The sequence below is a fragment of the Cupriavidus necator N-1 genome, from assembly GCF_000219215.1.
Classification (GTDB): domain Bacteria; phylum Pseudomonadota; class Gammaproteobacteria; order Burkholderiales; family Burkholderiaceae; genus Cupriavidus; species Cupriavidus necator.
Genome location: NC_015726.1, coordinates 77,731 through 93,027, shown reverse-complemented (window position 1 = coordinate 93,027; position 15,297 = coordinate 77,731). Strand labels below are relative to the sequence as shown.

The window sequence follows — 15,297 nt, the reverse complement described above, 5'->3', positions numbered from 1 at the left end:
GATGTTGAACCGTACCCAGCAAATCCTTATTGCCATCGTCGCCGTGGCTGTCCTTGGCATGTTGTGGTTTGCCGGCAATGACCGCCGCGACGATGTCGGCGGTGCCGCACCCGAGGCGCAGGCCGAAGCCAGCGCGGTGCCGGCAAGCGTCGTGCGCGGGGTGCCGCGCGATGGCACGCTCGACCCGATCAGCATCGACCCGGAGCGCCCCGCGGACCGGCTGCCGCAGCTCCAGGCCGACACGCTGCTGAATGACTACCGCGGCAACCCCAAGGAAGCCGACACCCGCTACCTGGGCCAGTACCTGATCGTCGAAGGCGTCGCCAGCGGCATTCGCCGCGAGGGCAACCAGGTCTTTGTCGATATCCGCACCAACGATCCCGGCGTGAATGTGCGCGCACTGCTGCTGCAACGCCAGATCTGCGGCCCGGCAGGGCGGGTGTGCGAGGTGGAAGCCCGAGCCACCATGGTGCGGCGCGGCCAGAAGGTCGCGCTGGAATGCAACGGCGCCGGGCTGGCGGATGGCGCACCGCTGCTGCGCGACTGCCTGCTGCGCGGCGGCGCCAACTGATCGCGCTTGTCCTAGATTCCGGAGTCCCGCCATGCAATCCGTTCTGTCCGTCCTAGCCATCCTGATCATGGTTGCCACCATCGTCGGCGTGGTTTCGCCCGCCTGGCTCAGCCAGACGCTGTTTGGCGGCAGACCCGTCACGCGGCTGCAGGTCGTAGTCATCGGGGTCTGCCTTGCCGGGCTTTGCCTGGTCCTGGTGGGCCGGCTGGCGCAAGGCGGCGGCGCGGGCGGCTGAGCCGCCACCCCGGCGCAGAAGCGGCCGTTTTGCGCTTCTGTTTGGACGATTGGATCGGCGTACCGGCGCCTACAGTGTGAAGGTATGCGGTGGCCACTGTGTCTTGCAGGGCAGCCCGCCCCAGCCACACAGGACATCCATGTACAAAACTCTGCTGGCCGCAGGCCTTGGCCTGCTGATCACCGCTTGCTCGACCTACCAGGCAGTGACCCCGGTCGACCGGCCCGACCGCACCGATCCCCTTGTCGCGTTCCAGGTGCCGGCTGGCGGCGGCCCGCTGGGCAACTACGGCGCCAACGGCACGCTGCTGTGCGTGGTGGTGAATCCGGTCACGGGCAATGACTTTGTCGAGAGTTTTCTCTCATCGCTGCGGAGGCGCAATTTCGAGGTGAAGGTGCTGCAGGCGCAGACCTCGATCGCGGCGTGCCCGGTGGTGGCGCTGTACACGGCGCGCAGCGCCTGGTACTGGACTGCGTACCTGAACAGCGCGGATATCACCGTGTTCCGCAACGGCGACCGTGTCGGCAAGGCCATTTATAACGCCAACCGCAGCGCGGGCGGGCTCAACCTGAGCAACTTCGTGCAGCCGTCGTCCAAGCTGGATGAACTGGTCGAACAGCTGTTCCCCGGCATGCTGCCGCCGCCCCCGCCGCCGGCGGGCACGGCCGCCCCGGCGGCCTAGCCTGTCTGCAGTCAACCGAAGGAGGGCCGGACCATGCCGCTCTGCGCAGCCTCTTGCCGGGCGCAGCCGCGCCCGGCCCAGCGTACCCGCATCAGCGCTCCAGCCGGCCCAGGCGCACCACGGTCACGCCCGGGCGCAACTGGCGCAGCGACGGCATCACCAGCACGCAATCCGGATACGGCGTCACTACCGGCTCGCCGTCGCGCCAGCCGATTACGGTCCCGGCCTCGGTAAAGGTCTCCAGCCCGGTATAGGGGCCGGCAAAGCGGAAATCCATGCTGGTGGCCACCACCGGCTCGGTCACGCGCACCACACGCTGCGTGGCGGGCAGCGGTTGCAGCCAGCCCGCGGGCAAGTCGCTTGCATCGATCACGCCGGCATGCAGCAGGAAGCGCGCGGTGCTGTCCTGCGCCACGGTCACGGCGGCGGGCTCCCAGTGCTGGCCGCATTCGATCAGCAGTGCATTGCGCGCGCTGGCGGCATCGCCAAAGCCATCGTAGTCGCGCATGCGGCGGCCTTCGGGGTGGCCTTCGTCGACGATCACATCGGCCGGCGCGCCCAGCGCGCGCGCCAGGGCGATGCCCTTGTCGAGCGGGCCGGAGACGATCAGCGGCCGGCTTTTCTCGTGCATCGAATGCAGGTCCAGCAGCAGGTCGACGGTATCGATCACCGGGCGCATGGCGCGAGCGCGGCGCAGCTCCGATGAATCCAGGCTGGCGTCATCCAGCACCCTGGCGGTCCATACGCGGTTGAAATCCTGGTCGACAAAGCGCGATGCGTCGGGCCTGGCGGCATCGAAGCGGTGGTACGCGTCAACGTTGGCAAACGCCAGCGTCAGCCGGCCGCGGCGCGGGCGCAGGCCGTGGTCCAGCAGCGCCTTGACGGCGATGGCGCCGCAGACCTCGTTGCCGTGGGTCAGCGCGTTGACCATCACGTGCGGGCCAGGCTGGCCGCTGTCGAAGGTGAACAGATAAGGGATGCGGGTGTTGCCGGCGGCGTAGGCGCGGATGTCGGGGAATGCGACATCGACGGGGTAGGCGTCGATCGGTGCGGTGGGCTGGGTCATGGGAATCGGTGCGTTCAGGGTGCCTGGCGGGTCGGTGCCGCCGGGTCGTGTTCTGGGGATCAGGTTGAGGATGGGCGGCGGGATCTTGCCAGCGCCGCCCGCTCCAGCTCTTACTCGTGAATGCCAGCCGTCTGCACGATGGTGCGATAGCGCCCCGTCTCGCGCTTGATAAAGCTGCCGAACTGCGCCGGATTGGCCGGCGCCACTTCCACGCCGGCTTCTGCCAGCTTCTTCTTCACATCCGGCATGGCCAGCACGGCCTGCATCTCGGTGTTCAGGCGCTCCACCACCGCTTGCGGCAGCTTGGCCGGGCCCATCAGTCCGAACCACACGCCCATGTCGACGCCCTTGAGCGCGGGCGTCTCGGCCAGCGCGGGCACGTTCGGCGCCACCGGCGAGCGCTTGGCGTTGGTCACGCCGTAGGCCTGCACGCGGCCGGCCTGGATATGCGGCAGCGCCGACGACAGCACCATCACCGCCAGGTCGATCTGGCCGCCGAGCAGGTCGGTGGCCATGGCCGACGCGCCCTTGTACGGCACGTGCGTGATATTGACCTTGCCCTGCTGCTTGATCAGCTCGCCGGCCAGGTTCAGCGGCGTGCCCACGCCCGACGAGGCATACGCCAGCTTGCCCGGCTGGGCCTTGGCCAGCGCGATCAGCTCGGCCGCATTCCTGGCGGCCAGGCCGGGCTTGCCGACCAGCACCATCGGCTGGGTGCCGACGAAGGTCACCGGCGCCAGGTCCTTCTCGCCGTCATAACGCACGGCGGGGTTGGTCAGGCGGGCGATCGACACTTCACTGCCCGAGCCCATCAGCAGGGTGTAGCCGTCGGCCTCGGCCTTGACCACCTTGGCCGCGCCGATGGTGCCGCCGGCGCCGCCCAGGTTCTCGATCACCACGCTCTGGCCCAAGCGCTTGCCCAGTTCCGGGGCGATGGTCCGGGCCACCAGGTCGACGCTGCCGCCGGCGGTGTAGCCCACCACCAGCGTGATCGGCTTGGCGGGCCAGGCGGAGGCAACGGCGCCGGCGGAAGCGGCAAGGCAGAGTGCGGCAGCGGCCGCGCGCAGGATGGTCTTCATGGTCTTGGCTCTGGGGGTCCCGGAATGGTTGTTGTGGAGCGATGGTAGTGAGCGCGCAACCGGCCCGGCGTGCAGCTTTGGCAAGGGGGGTTGCCGATTCGGCAATGGTGGCCGAAGGCGCATCAGCGCGGTGCCCGCACCGCCGCCTGCCAGAAGGCCTCGGCCAGCGGGCGCATCGGCGCGCGCGGGCGGTACAGGCGGATATCGAGCGCCAGGTCGCCGCCATCATCGCTGCGTACGCCGCCGATGGCGCGCACCAGGCGCCCGGCGTGCAGGTCGTCGGCAATCAGCCGTGCCGGCAGCCAGGCCAGGCCCATGCGCTGGCGCACCATCTCGTGCACCGACTCGGCAAAGTCGCTGACCGCGATCACGTCCAGCCGCGGCGCCAGCTTGCGGCGCGCGATCTCCTGGTTGACCATGCGGCCAAGTGTCAGGGTCTCGGCGTAGGCGATCATCGGAACCGGCTTCGCCGCAGCTTTGCCGGTCGCCAGCCGGTGCAGCGGCGCGCCGCGCGCATCGGCGGCGCTCACACACACCAGCCGCTCCACGCCGGCCAGGTGGAACTGGTAGCGCGCGTCATCCAGCATCACCGGCAAGTCCGGCGGGCTGTAGCAAAGCAGGAAGTCGGCATCGCCCTCGGAAAACATGGCCAGCGCGTCGTGCATCGGGAAGGTCGACAGCCGTGTGCGGAAGCCGGCCGCCGCGGGATCGTGCCGCAGCGCCTCGCGCAGGCCCGCCAGCCACGCCGGCACCATCGAGCGCGCCAGGGTCTTGCCGGTGGCGATGGTGACCGTGCTGGCGTCGGCGCGGTGTGCGGCGCGCAGCGCCAGGCGGGTCTCGTCCAGCGTGCGCAAGGCGCTCTGCGCGGCTTCCAGAAACTGGCGCCCTTCGGCGGTCAGCCGCACCGGGAACGCGCTGCGGTCGATCAGCGGAGCGCCGGCCCAGACCTCAAGCGCTTGCATGCGCCGGCCAAACGCGGGCGGGGTCACGTTGCGCAGTTCGGCGGCGCGCGCCAGGCTGCCGGCCTGGGCCAGGCAGACGAAGTCTTCGAGCCAGCGGATATGCATGGAGGGCGGACCGTTGAGGGTGGGGCGGCAATGCCCTCATTATCGGCAAAACCGGCCGCCACCTTTGCCTGCCGCATTCCTCGGTTAGAATTTTTCGCATGACACTGATCCGGCGCCGCCACCCCTCGTCCCCGACCAGCCAGGCGTCCGACACCACGCCGCCCGCCCCGGAATACACCATCGACGAGCTGGCGCGCGTGGCCGGCACCACGGTGCGCAACGTGCGCTCCTACCAGGACCGCGGCCTGATTGATCCGCCGCTGCGGCGCGGGCGCGTGGGCATCTACACGCAGGCGCACCTGGGGCGGCTCAAGCTGATCCACCACCTGCTGGCGCGTGGCTACACGCTGGCCAATATCACCGAGCTGCTCAAGGCCATCGTCGAAGGACACGACCTGCGCTCGATCCTGGGGCTGGAGACCGCCATCAACAGCCCGTGGACCAACGAGACGCCGCGGCACTACTCCTACCTGGCGCTGGCGCGGCTGTTCGGCCGCGCGATCTCGCGCCCGGCCCTGGCCAAGGCGATCTCACTGGGGCTGCTGGAACCGGACGGCCTGGGCTATCTCGCGCGCAGCCCGCGCGCGCTGGCCGCGGGCGCGGAGATCGCCCAGGCGGGCTTTGCGCTGGAAGACGTGCTGGAGATCATCGCCCAGTCGCGCGGGCATTTCCAGGCGGTATCGGACCATATCGTCGCTACCGTGGTGCGCGAACTGGACCGCTTCGGCGTTGGCAAGCTGCCGCCGCCGCAGGACGTGCCGCGGCTGGTGGAGATCCTGTGGCGCATCCGCCCGCTGGCGCTGGTGATGGCGGAGACGGAGATGATGCGGGCGCTGGAGATTTCGGCCAACAAATACCTGGGCGACCGGGTGGCGGCGATCATCGAGCATCTGCATGATGAGGAAGGCGGGGGCGGCGGACACAGGTGACAGGCGTGCGAGGACATGGTTAACGCTTCCGGGCACAGTCAGCCCGCTGCGCTACCTCGCTGCCCTTCCCCGCACCGACTCCTCCAGCAACGACCGCAACTTCGCCAGCGCGCCCGGATCGCCGTGCGCGGCTGAGCGCGCATACCAGATCTTGGCCTGCTCGAGATCCCGGTCGACCACCCCGGGCTCGCCGTGCTCGTAGAAGCTGCCGACGATGTATTGCGCACCGCCGTCGCCGGCACTGGCCGCGCGGCTGTACCACGTGAACGCCTGTCCGTAGTCGCGCGGCACGCCCCGGCCAGTGAAGTAATTCGTCGCCAGCGCCATCTGTGCCTGCACATGCCCACCCTGTGCGGCCAGCGCATACCAGCGGTTGGCTTCCTCCAGTGACTTCGGCACCAGTTCGCCGCGCTCATAAAGGTCGCCCCAGGTGTACTGGGCATGCGTCATCTGGCTGTCGGCCGCTTTTTTCAGCCAGACCAACGCCTCCTGCGGGCGGGCGGCGGTGCCCTCGCCGCGCAGCAGCATCATTGCGTAGTTGAATTGGGCCAGACGGTTGCCCTGCCGGGCCGCGTCGGCAAAGCCGCGCAGGGCCTGATCGAAGTTGCCCGCTTCATACGCGGTGACCGCGTCGCGGGTCTGGGCCTGCGCGGGGGCAGGCGGCTGCGGTGCGGAGGCTGCCGGCTGCATGCACAACAGCCATGTGGCGGTGGCGCCGGCGAGCAAGGCGGCAATCGGGGGGCGGGCAATCGACATGGCGGACTCCGGGTACAGCGCCTTCCTGATTCCAGTGTAGGAGTCAGGGCACCGCGCCGGTAGGCAGGCGCGGTATCGCCGGAATATCCATGCGAATAATCAATCAGCCACAATATCTGCCACGATCATTCATCGCGCAGATAAAAACAGGTATTCAGATCCACCCGGCCCGATGCAGCCGCCGCCACAGTCCCCCGCAGGCGACCGCGGTCACGCCGATCACGGCCGGGTAGGCGAAGGGGACTTTCAGCTCAGGCATGAAATCGAAGTTCATGCCGTACAGGCTGAAGATCACGGTCGGGATCGCCAGGATCGCGCCCCAGCCAGCCAGGCGCTTGACCACCTCGTTCTGGCCCACGGTGACCAGCGCCAGGTTGACCTGCACGGCGGTGGTCAGCATTTCGCGCACCACGTCGAGGGTGCGCACCAGCCGGCTGGCGTGGTCTTCGATGTCGCGGAAATAGGCGCGCAGCTCCTTCGGCACCAGGTCTTCGTGCAGCCGGATCAGCTGGCCGCACATGTCTTCCACCGGGCTGACCGCATTGCGCAGGCGCAGCACCTGGCGCTTGATCTGGTACAGGCGCTCGATCGCCTTGCGGTCGAACTCGTCGCGGAAGATGCCCTCCTCCAGCGCCTCGAAGGTGTCTTCCAGGCGCGTGACGATGGGCATGTAGTGGTCGACGATAAAGTCCATCAGCGCGTACAGCACATAGCCCGGGCCATTGGCCAGGCCGTGTGGGTCCTGCTCGCAGCGCTCGCGCACGGGCGCATAGGTGCTGCTGACACCGTGGCGCACCGAAACCACATAGTTGGGGCCGACAAAGAGATGGGTCTCGCCGACCACGACTTCATCTTCCACCAGTTGCGCCGTGTTGAGCACCACGAAGACCGAATCGCCGTAGGACTCGAGCTTGGGGCGCTGGTGCGCATCGAGCGCATCCTCCACCGCCAGGTCGTGCAGGCCGAACGCCTGCTGGGCCTGGCGCAGCAGCGCGAGGTCAGGCTCATGCAAGCCCAGCCAGACAAAGGTGCCCGGCACGTCCAGCACTGTGCGGATCTCCGCCATGCCCACCGTGCTGAGCCGCTTGCCCTGCCGGTAGGCCACGCAATTGACGATGGCGCCCATGGAAAACTCCGCTGATCAGATGGCGCAATCGTAACAAGCCTTTACGCTGCGCCGGACTTGATGCGCGTTGCCCCGCGCGGCAAACCACGCTGGCCGCACTTACCCGGCGCTACGGTGTGCCGTGCACGCGCATATGGAACCCACGCGCCACCTGCTGTACATATCGATCCAATTGTTACAGTTCGCGACAGATACGACGTTAGAATGTGGCATTTCCACGGTCACCCGGCTATGTCCCAGAAGAAATCGCCACGCTTCGAGCTGCGCAGTGGCAACGTAGACGCCCTCCTTCTCGCCCTCCAGACCGCCGACATGGCTGCGCTGCGGGATGACCTCCTCTCCCGCTTTGAAGCCACCCCCGACTTCTTTTCCAATGACGTGATCGCGCTGGACCTGCGTGCGCTGGAAGATGACAGCGAAGTCGCGCTTGGCACCGTGATCGAGACGCTGGCCACGCTCAAGGCCCGCGCCATCGGCGTGGTGGCCCGCCCCGGCCAGCGCGAGTGGGCCGAGCGCTTCGGCCTGCCGCTGCTGGACAGCCAGGCCCGCCGCGGCAGTGGCGCCGATCGCGCCACCGACCGCGCCGCCGAGGCCAGGGCCGCAGCCGCGGCGGAACAGGCCGCCGCCGAACAGGTCGCGCGCGAGGAATCCATCCGCGCCGCCGCGCAGGCCACCACCGACGCCGCCGTGGCCGCTGCCATCCGCCAGACCCAGACCATGCTGATCGACAAGCCGCTGCGCTCGGGCCAGCAGGTCTACGCGCAGGGCGACGTGGTCATCCTGGACGTGGTCAGCTACGGCGCCGAGGTGATTGCCGAAGGCAACATCCATATCTATGCCCCGCTGCGCGGCCGTGCGCTGGCGGGCGTCAAGGGCAACACCGGCGCGCGCATTTTCAGCACGTGCATGGAGCCTGAACTGATTTCCATCGCCGGCATCTACCGGACCGCGGAGCAGACGCTTCCGGCCGATGTGCTCGGCAAGACCGCCCAGGTGCGCCTGGCCGATGAAAAACTGATTCTCGAAGCGCTGCGGCTCAAGTAACCGCGCAGCCCTCGGGACCGAATTGCAGAGAGCGCAAGCTTCAACTTATTACTGGACCAAAGAGCCATGGCAAAAATCATCGTTGTGACCTCCGGCAAGGGAGGCGTCGGCAAGACCACCACCAGCGCCAGCTTTGCCGCCGGCCTGGCCCTGCGCGGCCACAAGACTGCCGTGATCGACTTCGACGTCGGCCTGCGCAACCTTGACCTGATCATGGGTTGCGAGCGCCGCGTGGTGTACGACCTGATCAACGTGGTGCAGGGCGAAGCCAACCTGCGCCAGGCGCTGATCAAGGACAAGAAGTGCGAGAACCTGTTCATCCTGCCGGCCTCGCAGACGCGCGACAAGGATGCGCTCACGCGCGACGGCGTCGAGAAGGTCATCAACGGCCTGATCGAGATGGATTTCGAATTCATCATCTGCGACTCGCCCGCCGGCATCGAGTCGGGCGCGCTGATGGCGATGTACTTCGCCGACGAGGCGCTGATCGTGACCAACCCGGAAGTGTCGTCGGTGCGCGATTCGGACCGCATCCTGGGCATCCTGGCGTCCAAGACCAAGCGCGCCAGCGAAGGCGGCGACCCGATCAAGGAACACCTGCTGATCACCCGCTACAACCCCAAGCGCGTGCATGGCGGCGAAATGCTGTCGCTGACCGACATCCAGGAAATCCTGCGCATCAAGCTGATCGGCGTGGTGCCGGAGTCTGAAGCCGTGCTGCACGCCTCGAACCAGGGCACGCCCGCCATCCACCTGGAAGGCAGCGACGTGGCCGACGCCTATGGCGACGTGGTGGACCGCTTCCTCGGCAAGGACAAGCCGATGCGTTTCACCGACTACCAGAAGCCGGGTCTGCTCTCCCGCATCTTCGGCAACAAGTAACGGTCAAGGAGGGCTCACCCCATGTCGATCCTTTCCTTCCTGCTGGGAGAGAAGAAGAAGTCCGCGTCGGTCGCCAAGGAGCGGCTGCAGATCATCCTGGCGCACGAGCGCACCGGCCATTCCGCGCCCGCCGACTACCTGCCCGCGCTGCAGCGCGAGCTGGTGGCGGTGATCTCCAAGTACGTCAAGATCGGCGACCAGGACCTGCGCGTCAGCCTGGAACGCCAGGACAACCTCGAGGTGCTCGAGGTCAAGATCGAGATCCCGCAGAACTGAGGACGGATCCGGCGCTGCCGGATTCATTCCTCCTCCTTCGGTTTTCCCGCACTTCCCGTCTTTCCGCCGACCGCGGCGCCGCTTGCGCGCCGGGGTCGGCCGGCCTCCGTTCTCCCTTTCGTGATTCCCCGCCAGCCCAGTGTGCAGGCCAGCTTGCCAGCGCTGCCAAAATGCCCCAATTCGGAATTCTGTAGCGGCGAGACAACGGATTTGCACCAAAATCCTGCTTGAAAGCGCAGCTTGGCGGAGTTTTGTGTCCTTGTAGCTTACGTTTTGTTAAATTTTCGCGGCGTCTACAAGATACGTAGACCTCGTCCACGCCGTGATCCGGCGGAGAGAACAGTACAAGACAGAAAAGGAGCACCATGAAGAAATCGGCCATCGTCCTCGCAGCCGGCAGCCTGTTGGCAGGTTCGGCGTTCGCCCAGTCGTCCGTTACCCTGTACGGTATCGTTGACCAGAGCATTCGCTTCACCACCAATTCCGACGCCCAGAACCACAGCCAGACCCAGCTGAGCAACGGCGCGGTCACCAACAGCCGCTGGGGCCTGAAAGGCAGCGAGTCCCTGGGCAACAACCTGAAGGCCATCTTCCAACTGGAAAACGGCTTTGATCCGGATACCGGCAAGGCCAACCAAGGCGGTCGCCTGTTCGGTCGTCAGGCATATGTTGGCCTGAGCGGCGATTTCGGCGCCATCAAGCTGGGCCGCCAGTACACCGAAGGCTTTAATTTCTTCGGTGACTACGATCCGCTGACCATCGGCAACTACGACCAGAACGCCTGGCCCTTCTTCCTGACGCAGTTCCGCAGCGACAACGTGATCAGCTACTCGGGCAAGTTCGGTGGCCTGAACGTTGGCGCCAGCTATGGCTTCGGCGAGAAGCCTGGCAGCTTCACGCACGCACAGACCAACCCGCCCAATGGCAACGCACCGTATTTTGGCGCCCGCGCTGCATACGAATCCGGCCCGTGGGGTATTGGCGGCGTGTACCAGGAATTCCGTGACACGAACGGCAACAAGCAGCAAATGTGGGGTGCCGCCGGTAAGTACGCCTTTGGCCCGGCCAAGGTTTTCCTCGGCTACATCGGTGGCAAGGATAAGACCGGCCTGATCGACGCCGCTTTCTTCACGCCGGCGAACAGCGCAAATCCGATCCCGGCTGGTGGCAATTACACGGCAAGCCCGCGTAAGGACAACATCGGCTACATCGGCGCGACCTACCAGGCCACTCCGGCTCTGGCGCTGACCGGCGTGTTCTATGGTGATCACATCAAGAACACCAACGGTCTGGCCGATGTCAGCGGCAACCGCTACACCGGCGTTCTGCTGGCCGAGTACTCGCTGTCCAAGCGTACCCAGGTCTACGGCACCGTGGACTACAACAAGGTGACCGGCGGCGCGAAGACCCAACTGCCGGGCAGGGACAACCAGCTCGGCCTGGGCGCAGGTATCCGCCACATCTTCTGATCGTTGTCTGATCAGTCTGGCGCAAAGGCACCTTTCGGGGTGCCTTTTTTCATGCGCGCGGCCGGCGCCGCAGCCACAGGTACCAGCCGGCCGGCGAGGCGGCTTCGCCCATCGACTGCAGCGGCACCAGCACGCCGCTATGGCCCGCCACCACGCGCTGCGCGCACAGCAGCGCCAGCCGCGCGGCGCTAACAGAACACCAGCGGGACAATTAAGACCGCGTTGCCTTCCGCACGAATAGGAAAGACCTCAATCTCGACTTTCAACAATCTTTTACTTCTCGCCTCAGCGGGCCGCTCCTACCATGGGCTTCGCTGCGTGCCGAGCGGGACCGCAGTGCCATGCTCTGTCCATCCATCGGCGCATTCCGATGCGCCCGCGCAGGAGCCACTCTCGTGAACATCGCCGCGCTGCAGGCGGACCCGACCCTCGCCGTCAGCATCGAACAGACCCTTCGCCTGAACGGGCACCAGTGCGCGCGCTATCTCAGCGGACGCACCATGATCGGCGCGCTGCGCGGCAGGTCGTTCGATCTGCTGATGCTCGATTGCGATGCGCCGGGGATCCCGGCCCTGGAAGTGCTGGCATGGGTGCGCCGCACGCTCGGCAACGAGATGCCCGTAATTCTGACCGGCACCTCCAACGAAGAAGCCTTCGTCGCGGCCTGCTTTGCGCAGGGCGCCGACAGCTACGTGCCCAAGCCGCTGCGCACGGCCGAGCTGGCCGCGCGCGTGCTGGCGCTGTTGCGCCGCGCCAGGCCGACGCGCGACGAATGCGACCTGGAGCACGGCGTATTCCGCTTTGCCACCGCGGAGCGGCGCGTGTGGGTCCAGGGCAAGCCGGTGCTGCTGGCCCCCAAGGAATTCGACCTGGCGGTGCTGCTGTTCCGCAACCTGGGTTCGCTGGTGCTGCGCCAGACCATGGCCGACCAGGTCTGGCGCTACCACATGGACCCGGCCTCGCGCACCGTGGACAGCCACCTGTCGCGCGTGCGAACCAAGCTGGCGCTGTGGCCGCACAACGGCGTGCGGCTGTCGTCGGTGTATGGACTGGGCAGCCGACTGGATGCGGCTTAGAACCCGTTTCAGAATGAAACGGGTTCTAAGCCTCAATCGGCCTTGATGCCCGCTTCCTTGACGATGCGGGCATTCTCCGCGGACTCTTCGCGGATGGCCTTGGCAAACTGCGCCGGCGTGCCGCCGGTCGGCACCTCGCCGCCCTTGAGCAGGCGTTCATGGACTTCCGGCTCGGCCAGCGCCTTGTTCAGTTCGGCGTTCAGGCGGCTGATGATGGCCGCGGGCGTCTTGCCCGGCGCGAAGATGCCGAAGGTCGAGGTCAGGTTGGCCTTGGGGTAGCCCAGCTCGGCCAGCGTCGGCACCGAGGGCAGGCTCTCCAGGCGCCTGGGCGCACCCACCGCCAGCGCGCGCAGGCGGCCGGCCTGCATATGCTGGGTCAGCACCGGGCTGGCGTTGGTGCTCATCACCTCGAACTGGCCGCCGAGCGCGTCATTCATCTGCTGGCCCGCGCCCTTGTACGGGATCAGCGTGATATCGGCCTTCGACTTCTGCTTGATCTGTTCCAGCACCACATGGCCGACCGTGCCCAGGCCCGACGTTGCCCAGCGCACCGAGCCCGGCTTGGCGCTGGCCTGGCCGACCACGTCGGCAAAGCTCTTGCCGCTGAAGCCGGAGGTGGCCACCACCAGCACCGGCGAGTACATCACGCTCATCACCGGCGCCACGTCCTTCTGCGGATCGTAGTTGACGCGCCCGACATGCGGGTTGAGCGTCAGCGGGCTGGTGGCGGCAAAGCCCAGCGTGTAGCCGTCCGGCGCAGCCTTGGCGACGGCATCGATGCCGATGCTGCCGCCCGCGCCGGCCTTGTTCTCGACCACCACCGAAGTGCCCATCTGCGCCGACAGCCGCTCGCCGAGCGCGCGCGCCACGGTGTCGCTGATGCCGCCGGTCGGGTAGGCGACGATCAGGCGGATCGGGCGGCTGGGATAGGCGTCGGCAGCGGCGGCAGGCAGTGCGGCAGTACCGCTGGTCACGCACAGGGCGGCCAGCAGGGACGAGCGGAAGGGGAAGGCCATGATGGAAATGCGGGAGAGATTTCGACAGGAAGGCGCCGGGCGCGGCAGCGGATTGACGGCCTGGCGCGGAGCAGTCGCTATCTTAGCCGATCGAAACCTGCGCGCTCAGCGCACCAGCGGGCGTTCCGGCACCCACGAGACAAAGAGTTCATTGGCCCGGTCATACAGCCGCCATACCGTGCCGCAGTCGCGGCAGGTAAAGGAAAGCATGCTGAACGGCACGCCGGCGGCGCTCTGGCTCACCAGCGGCACCGTGCCACGCAGCGCCAGGCAGGACGGCGGCTCGCGCCGGCGCGGGTCGGCGGCGAGCGCCAGGCAGCGCTCGCAGGCAGGCGTGGCAGACGGTGCTGACGCGGCTTGAATGGATGGCGGGGACGGGGGCACGGCAGACTTCATGCCCGCCATGATGCCGCAAAACGCCGCCCGGCAGCAGCCGCTGACGCAATCGGATCAGGCCGGCTGCGTGCGCGCCACCGCGACGGGCGTCGCCGCGCGCTGGCCCAGCCACACGCTGCCCAGCACCAGCAGCGCGCCGGCGGCCTGCATCGCCGTCAAGGCCTGGCCCAGCACCAGGAAGCCGAGCACGGTGGCACTGACCGGGCTCAGCAGCCCCAGCGCCGCCACCGCGGACGACGGCATGCGTCCGACCCCGCGGAACCACAGCGCATAGCTGAAGCCGGCCCCGACAATGCTCAGCCACGCATAGCCAAGCCAGTTGGCCAGCGTGAAATGCCCGGGCAGCGGTTCCAGTACCAGTGCGAACGGCAGCAGGAACAGCCCGCCCGCGCACAGCTGCCATGCCGTCAGCACCAGCGGCGAGACCGGCGGGCGCCAGTGCCGCGTCAGCACCGTGCCCACCGCCATCGATACCGCCCCGGCCGCTGCCGCCGCCACGCCGATGGCGTCGAGCCGCGCGGCCGGGCCCAGCACCAGCAGCGCCACGCCCAGCAGCCCGCCCACGCCGGCCATCCAGGCGGCCGACCGCGGGCGCGCACCGAGCCAGGCCCACGCCAGCACCACCACGATCAGCGGCTGGATCGCGCCGACCGTGGCCGCCACGCCGCCCGGCAGCCGGTACGCGGCGATAAACAGCATGGCCTGGAAGAAGCCGATATTGAGCACGCCCAGCACCGCCGCGCGCCACCACCAGCTGCCGCGCGGCAGTTGCCGACCGAAGGCGAGCATCGCCAGCCCGGCCGGCAGGGCCCGGATCACGCCTGAGAGCAACGGCTGCCCCGGCGGCAGCCACTGGCTGGTGACCAGGTAGGTGCTGCCCCAGATGCCCGGGGCCAGCCCGGTCAGCAGGATGTCCCTGACGGTCACGCCACCGGGAGCGGTCCGGATGGAGGATGCAGTCGTCTTCATTTCAAGTTTCTTGATATCAAGATAAATCAACTTTACGAAGCCGATTGTTTGATGTCAAGATACTTCGGTGTTCCTGCCACCCGCGTATCCGCACGCCTGCTCCTCGATGACTACCCGCCGCAAACCCGAAGACACGCCTGACCACGTCGACGGCATTCTCGCCCAATGGGCGCGCGAGCGCCCGGACCTGGATGCCTCGCCGATGGGCGTGATCGGCCGGCTGGGACGGCTCAACCGCCATACCAGCCGCGCCATTGAAGCCGCGCTTGGAGAAACCGGCCTGCAGCCGTGGGAATTCGATGTGCTGGCGACGCTGCGGCGCGCGGGGCCGCCGTATGCGCTGTCGCCGGGCGCGCTGATCGGTTCGTTGATGATCACTTCGGGCACCATGACCAACCGGCTCGACCACCTGGAGCGGGCCGGGCTGGTGCGGCGCCAGCCCAATCCGGAAGACCGGCGCGGGCTGCTGGTGGAACTGACCGAGGCCGGACGCGAACGCGTCGACCGCGCGCTGGAACTGCACGTGGCCAATGAGCACCGCCTGCTGGCGGACCTGACCGCGGCCGAGCGCGCGCAGCTGGCCGCGCTGCTGCGCCGCTGGCTGCGCATGTTCGAGCCGCCACTGGGCGGTGGCGGCGAAGGCAACGAACCGGCCTGA

19 protein-coding genes are annotated in these 15,297 nt (G+C 67.6%); 10 read left to right on the top strand and 9 right to left on the bottom strand.

The window, feature by feature from the left end:
• Position 1: 1 nt before the first annotated feature.
• From CNE_RS00455 to CNE_RS00445, 3 genes are all read left to right on the top strand, one after another.
• Positions 2-571, top strand: coding sequence for an OB-fold putative lipoprotein (locus tag CNE_RS00455; protein WP_013955190.1), 570 nt, complete (start codon positions 2-4; stop codon positions 569-571).
• Between the two features lie 31 nt (positions 572-602).
• On the top strand, positions 603-806 hold the full coding sequence (locus tag CNE_RS00450; protein ID WP_013955189.1) for a hypothetical protein: 204 nt from the start codon (positions 603-605) through the stop codon (positions 804-806).
• Between the two features lie 139 nt (positions 807-945).
• Positions 946-1,488, top strand: coding sequence for an Sbal_3080 family lipoprotein (locus CNE_RS00445; protein ID WP_013955188.1), 543 nt, complete (start codon positions 946-948; stop codon positions 1,486-1,488).
• A 91-nt stretch (positions 1,489-1,579) separates the two neighbouring features.
• Here the strand turns inward: CNE_RS00445 and CNE_RS00440 are convergent, their stop codons facing one another.
• The 3 genes from CNE_RS00440 to CNE_RS00430 all read right to left on the bottom strand — a co-directional run bounded on the left by CNE_RS00440 (position 1,580) and on the right by CNE_RS00430 (position 4,700).
• Positions 1,580-2,554 carry a M14 family metallopeptidase gene (locus tag CNE_RS00440; RefSeq protein WP_013955187.1) on the bottom strand — a complete coding sequence of 325 codons (975 nt, stop codon included), beginning with the start codon at positions 2,552-2,554 and terminating at the stop codon, positions 1,580-1,582.
• Between the two features lie 110 nt (positions 2,555-2,664).
• Positions 2,665-3,633 (bottom strand): Bug family tripartite tricarboxylate transporter substrate binding protein, encoded by a 969-nt coding sequence (locus CNE_RS00435; protein WP_013955186.1) that lies wholly within the window; start codon positions 3,631-3,633, stop codon positions 2,665-2,667.
• A gap of 122 nt (positions 3,634-3,755) precedes the next feature.
• Positions 3,756-4,700 (bottom strand): LysR family transcriptional regulator, encoded by a 945-nt coding sequence (locus CNE_RS00430; protein WP_013955185.1) that lies wholly within the window; start codon positions 4,698-4,700, stop codon positions 3,756-3,758.
• A 98-nt stretch (positions 4,701-4,798) separates the two neighbouring features.
• Here CNE_RS00430 and CNE_RS00425 point away from each other — a divergent pair, with 98 nt between their 5' ends.
• Complete coding sequence (locus CNE_RS00425; RefSeq protein ID WP_013955184.1) at positions 4,799-5,629, top strand: MerR family transcriptional regulator; 831 nt, start codon at positions 4,799-4,801, stop codon at positions 5,627-5,629.
• Positions 5,630-5,680: 51 nt separating this feature from the next.
• On the opposite strand, the gene CNE_RS00420 is transcribed toward CNE_RS00425, so the two are convergent.
• Together CNE_RS00420 and CNE_RS00415 are read right to left on the bottom strand one after the other, a co-directional pair.
• Complete coding sequence (locus CNE_RS00420; RefSeq protein ID WP_013955183.1) at positions 5,681-6,385, bottom strand: tetratricopeptide repeat protein; 705 nt, start codon at positions 6,383-6,385, stop codon at positions 5,681-5,683.
• A gap of 154 nt (positions 6,386-6,539) precedes the next feature.
• The gene (locus CNE_RS00415; protein WP_013955182.1) at positions 6,540-7,511 is read right to left on the bottom strand and encodes a magnesium and cobalt transport protein CorA; all 972 of its coding nucleotides are present in this window, start codon (positions 7,509-7,511) and stop codon (positions 6,540-6,542) included.
• Between the two features lie 231 nt (positions 7,512-7,742).
• Between CNE_RS00415 and minC the strand changes: the two genes are divergently transcribed.
• The 4 genes from minC to CNE_RS00395 all read left to right on the top strand — a co-directional run bounded on the left by minC (position 7,743) and on the right by CNE_RS00395 (position 11,182).
• Complete coding sequence (gene minC / locus CNE_RS00410) at positions 7,743-8,555, top strand: septum site-determining protein MinC (RefSeq protein ID WP_041227678.1); 813 nt, start codon at positions 7,743-7,745, stop codon at positions 8,553-8,555.
• 66 nt (positions 8,556-8,621) lie between these two features.
• Positions 8,622-9,437 (top strand): septum site-determining protein MinD, encoded by an 816-nt coding sequence (gene minD / locus CNE_RS00405; RefSeq protein ID WP_013955180.1) that lies wholly within the window; start codon positions 8,622-8,624, stop codon positions 9,435-9,437.
• A 21-nt stretch (positions 9,438-9,458) separates the two neighbouring features.
• The gene (minE, locus tag CNE_RS00400) at positions 9,459-9,713 is read left to right on the top strand and encodes a cell division topological specificity factor MinE (protein ID WP_010811451.1); all 255 of its coding nucleotides are present in this window, start codon (positions 9,459-9,461) and stop codon (positions 9,711-9,713) included.
• Positions 9,714-10,078: 365 nt separating this feature from the next.
• Entirely contained in the window at positions 10,079-11,182 is a 1,104-nt protein-coding gene (locus CNE_RS00395; protein ID WP_013955179.1) for a porin, read from the top strand.
• Between the two features lie 49 nt (positions 11,183-11,231).
• Here the strand turns inward: CNE_RS00395 and CNE_RS40910 are convergent, their stop codons facing one another.
• Positions 11,232-11,393, bottom strand: a complete 162-nt coding sequence (locus CNE_RS40910; RefSeq protein ID WP_013955178.1) for a hypothetical protein — start codon at positions 11,391-11,393, stop codon at positions 11,232-11,234.
• Positions 11,394-11,577: 184 nt separating this feature from the next.
• On the opposite strand from CNE_RS40910, the gene CNE_RS00390 reads away from it, so the two are divergent.
• Positions 11,578-12,258, top strand: coding sequence for a response regulator transcription factor (locus CNE_RS00390; RefSeq protein ID WP_041227676.1), 681 nt, complete (start codon positions 11,578-11,580; stop codon positions 12,256-12,258).
• 32 nt (positions 12,259-12,290) lie between these two features.
• On the opposite strand, the gene CNE_RS00385 is transcribed toward CNE_RS00390, so the two are convergent.
• From CNE_RS00385 to CNE_RS00375, 3 genes are all read right to left on the bottom strand, one after another.
• On the bottom strand, positions 12,291-13,274 hold the full coding sequence (locus tag CNE_RS00385; RefSeq protein WP_013955176.1) for a Bug family tripartite tricarboxylate transporter substrate binding protein: 984 nt from the start codon (positions 13,272-13,274) through the stop codon (positions 12,291-12,293).
• A gap of 105 nt (positions 13,275-13,379) precedes the next feature.
• Positions 13,380-13,679 (bottom strand): hypothetical protein, encoded by a 300-nt coding sequence (locus CNE_RS00380; protein ID WP_013955175.1) that lies wholly within the window; start codon positions 13,677-13,679, stop codon positions 13,380-13,382.
• 45 nt (positions 13,680-13,724) lie between these two features.
• Positions 13,725-14,639: an EamA family transporter gene (locus CNE_RS00375; RefSeq protein WP_013955174.1), complete on the bottom strand. Its 915-nt coding sequence runs from the start codon at positions 14,637-14,639 to the stop codon at positions 13,725-13,727.
• A 106-nt stretch (positions 14,640-14,745) separates the two neighbouring features.
• On the opposite strand from CNE_RS00375, the gene CNE_RS00370 reads away from it, so the two are divergent.
• Positions 14,746-15,297 carry a MarR family winged helix-turn-helix transcriptional regulator gene (locus tag CNE_RS00370; RefSeq protein ID WP_013955173.1) on the top strand — a complete coding sequence of 184 codons (552 nt, stop codon included), beginning with the start codon at positions 14,746-14,748 and terminating at the stop codon, positions 15,295-15,297.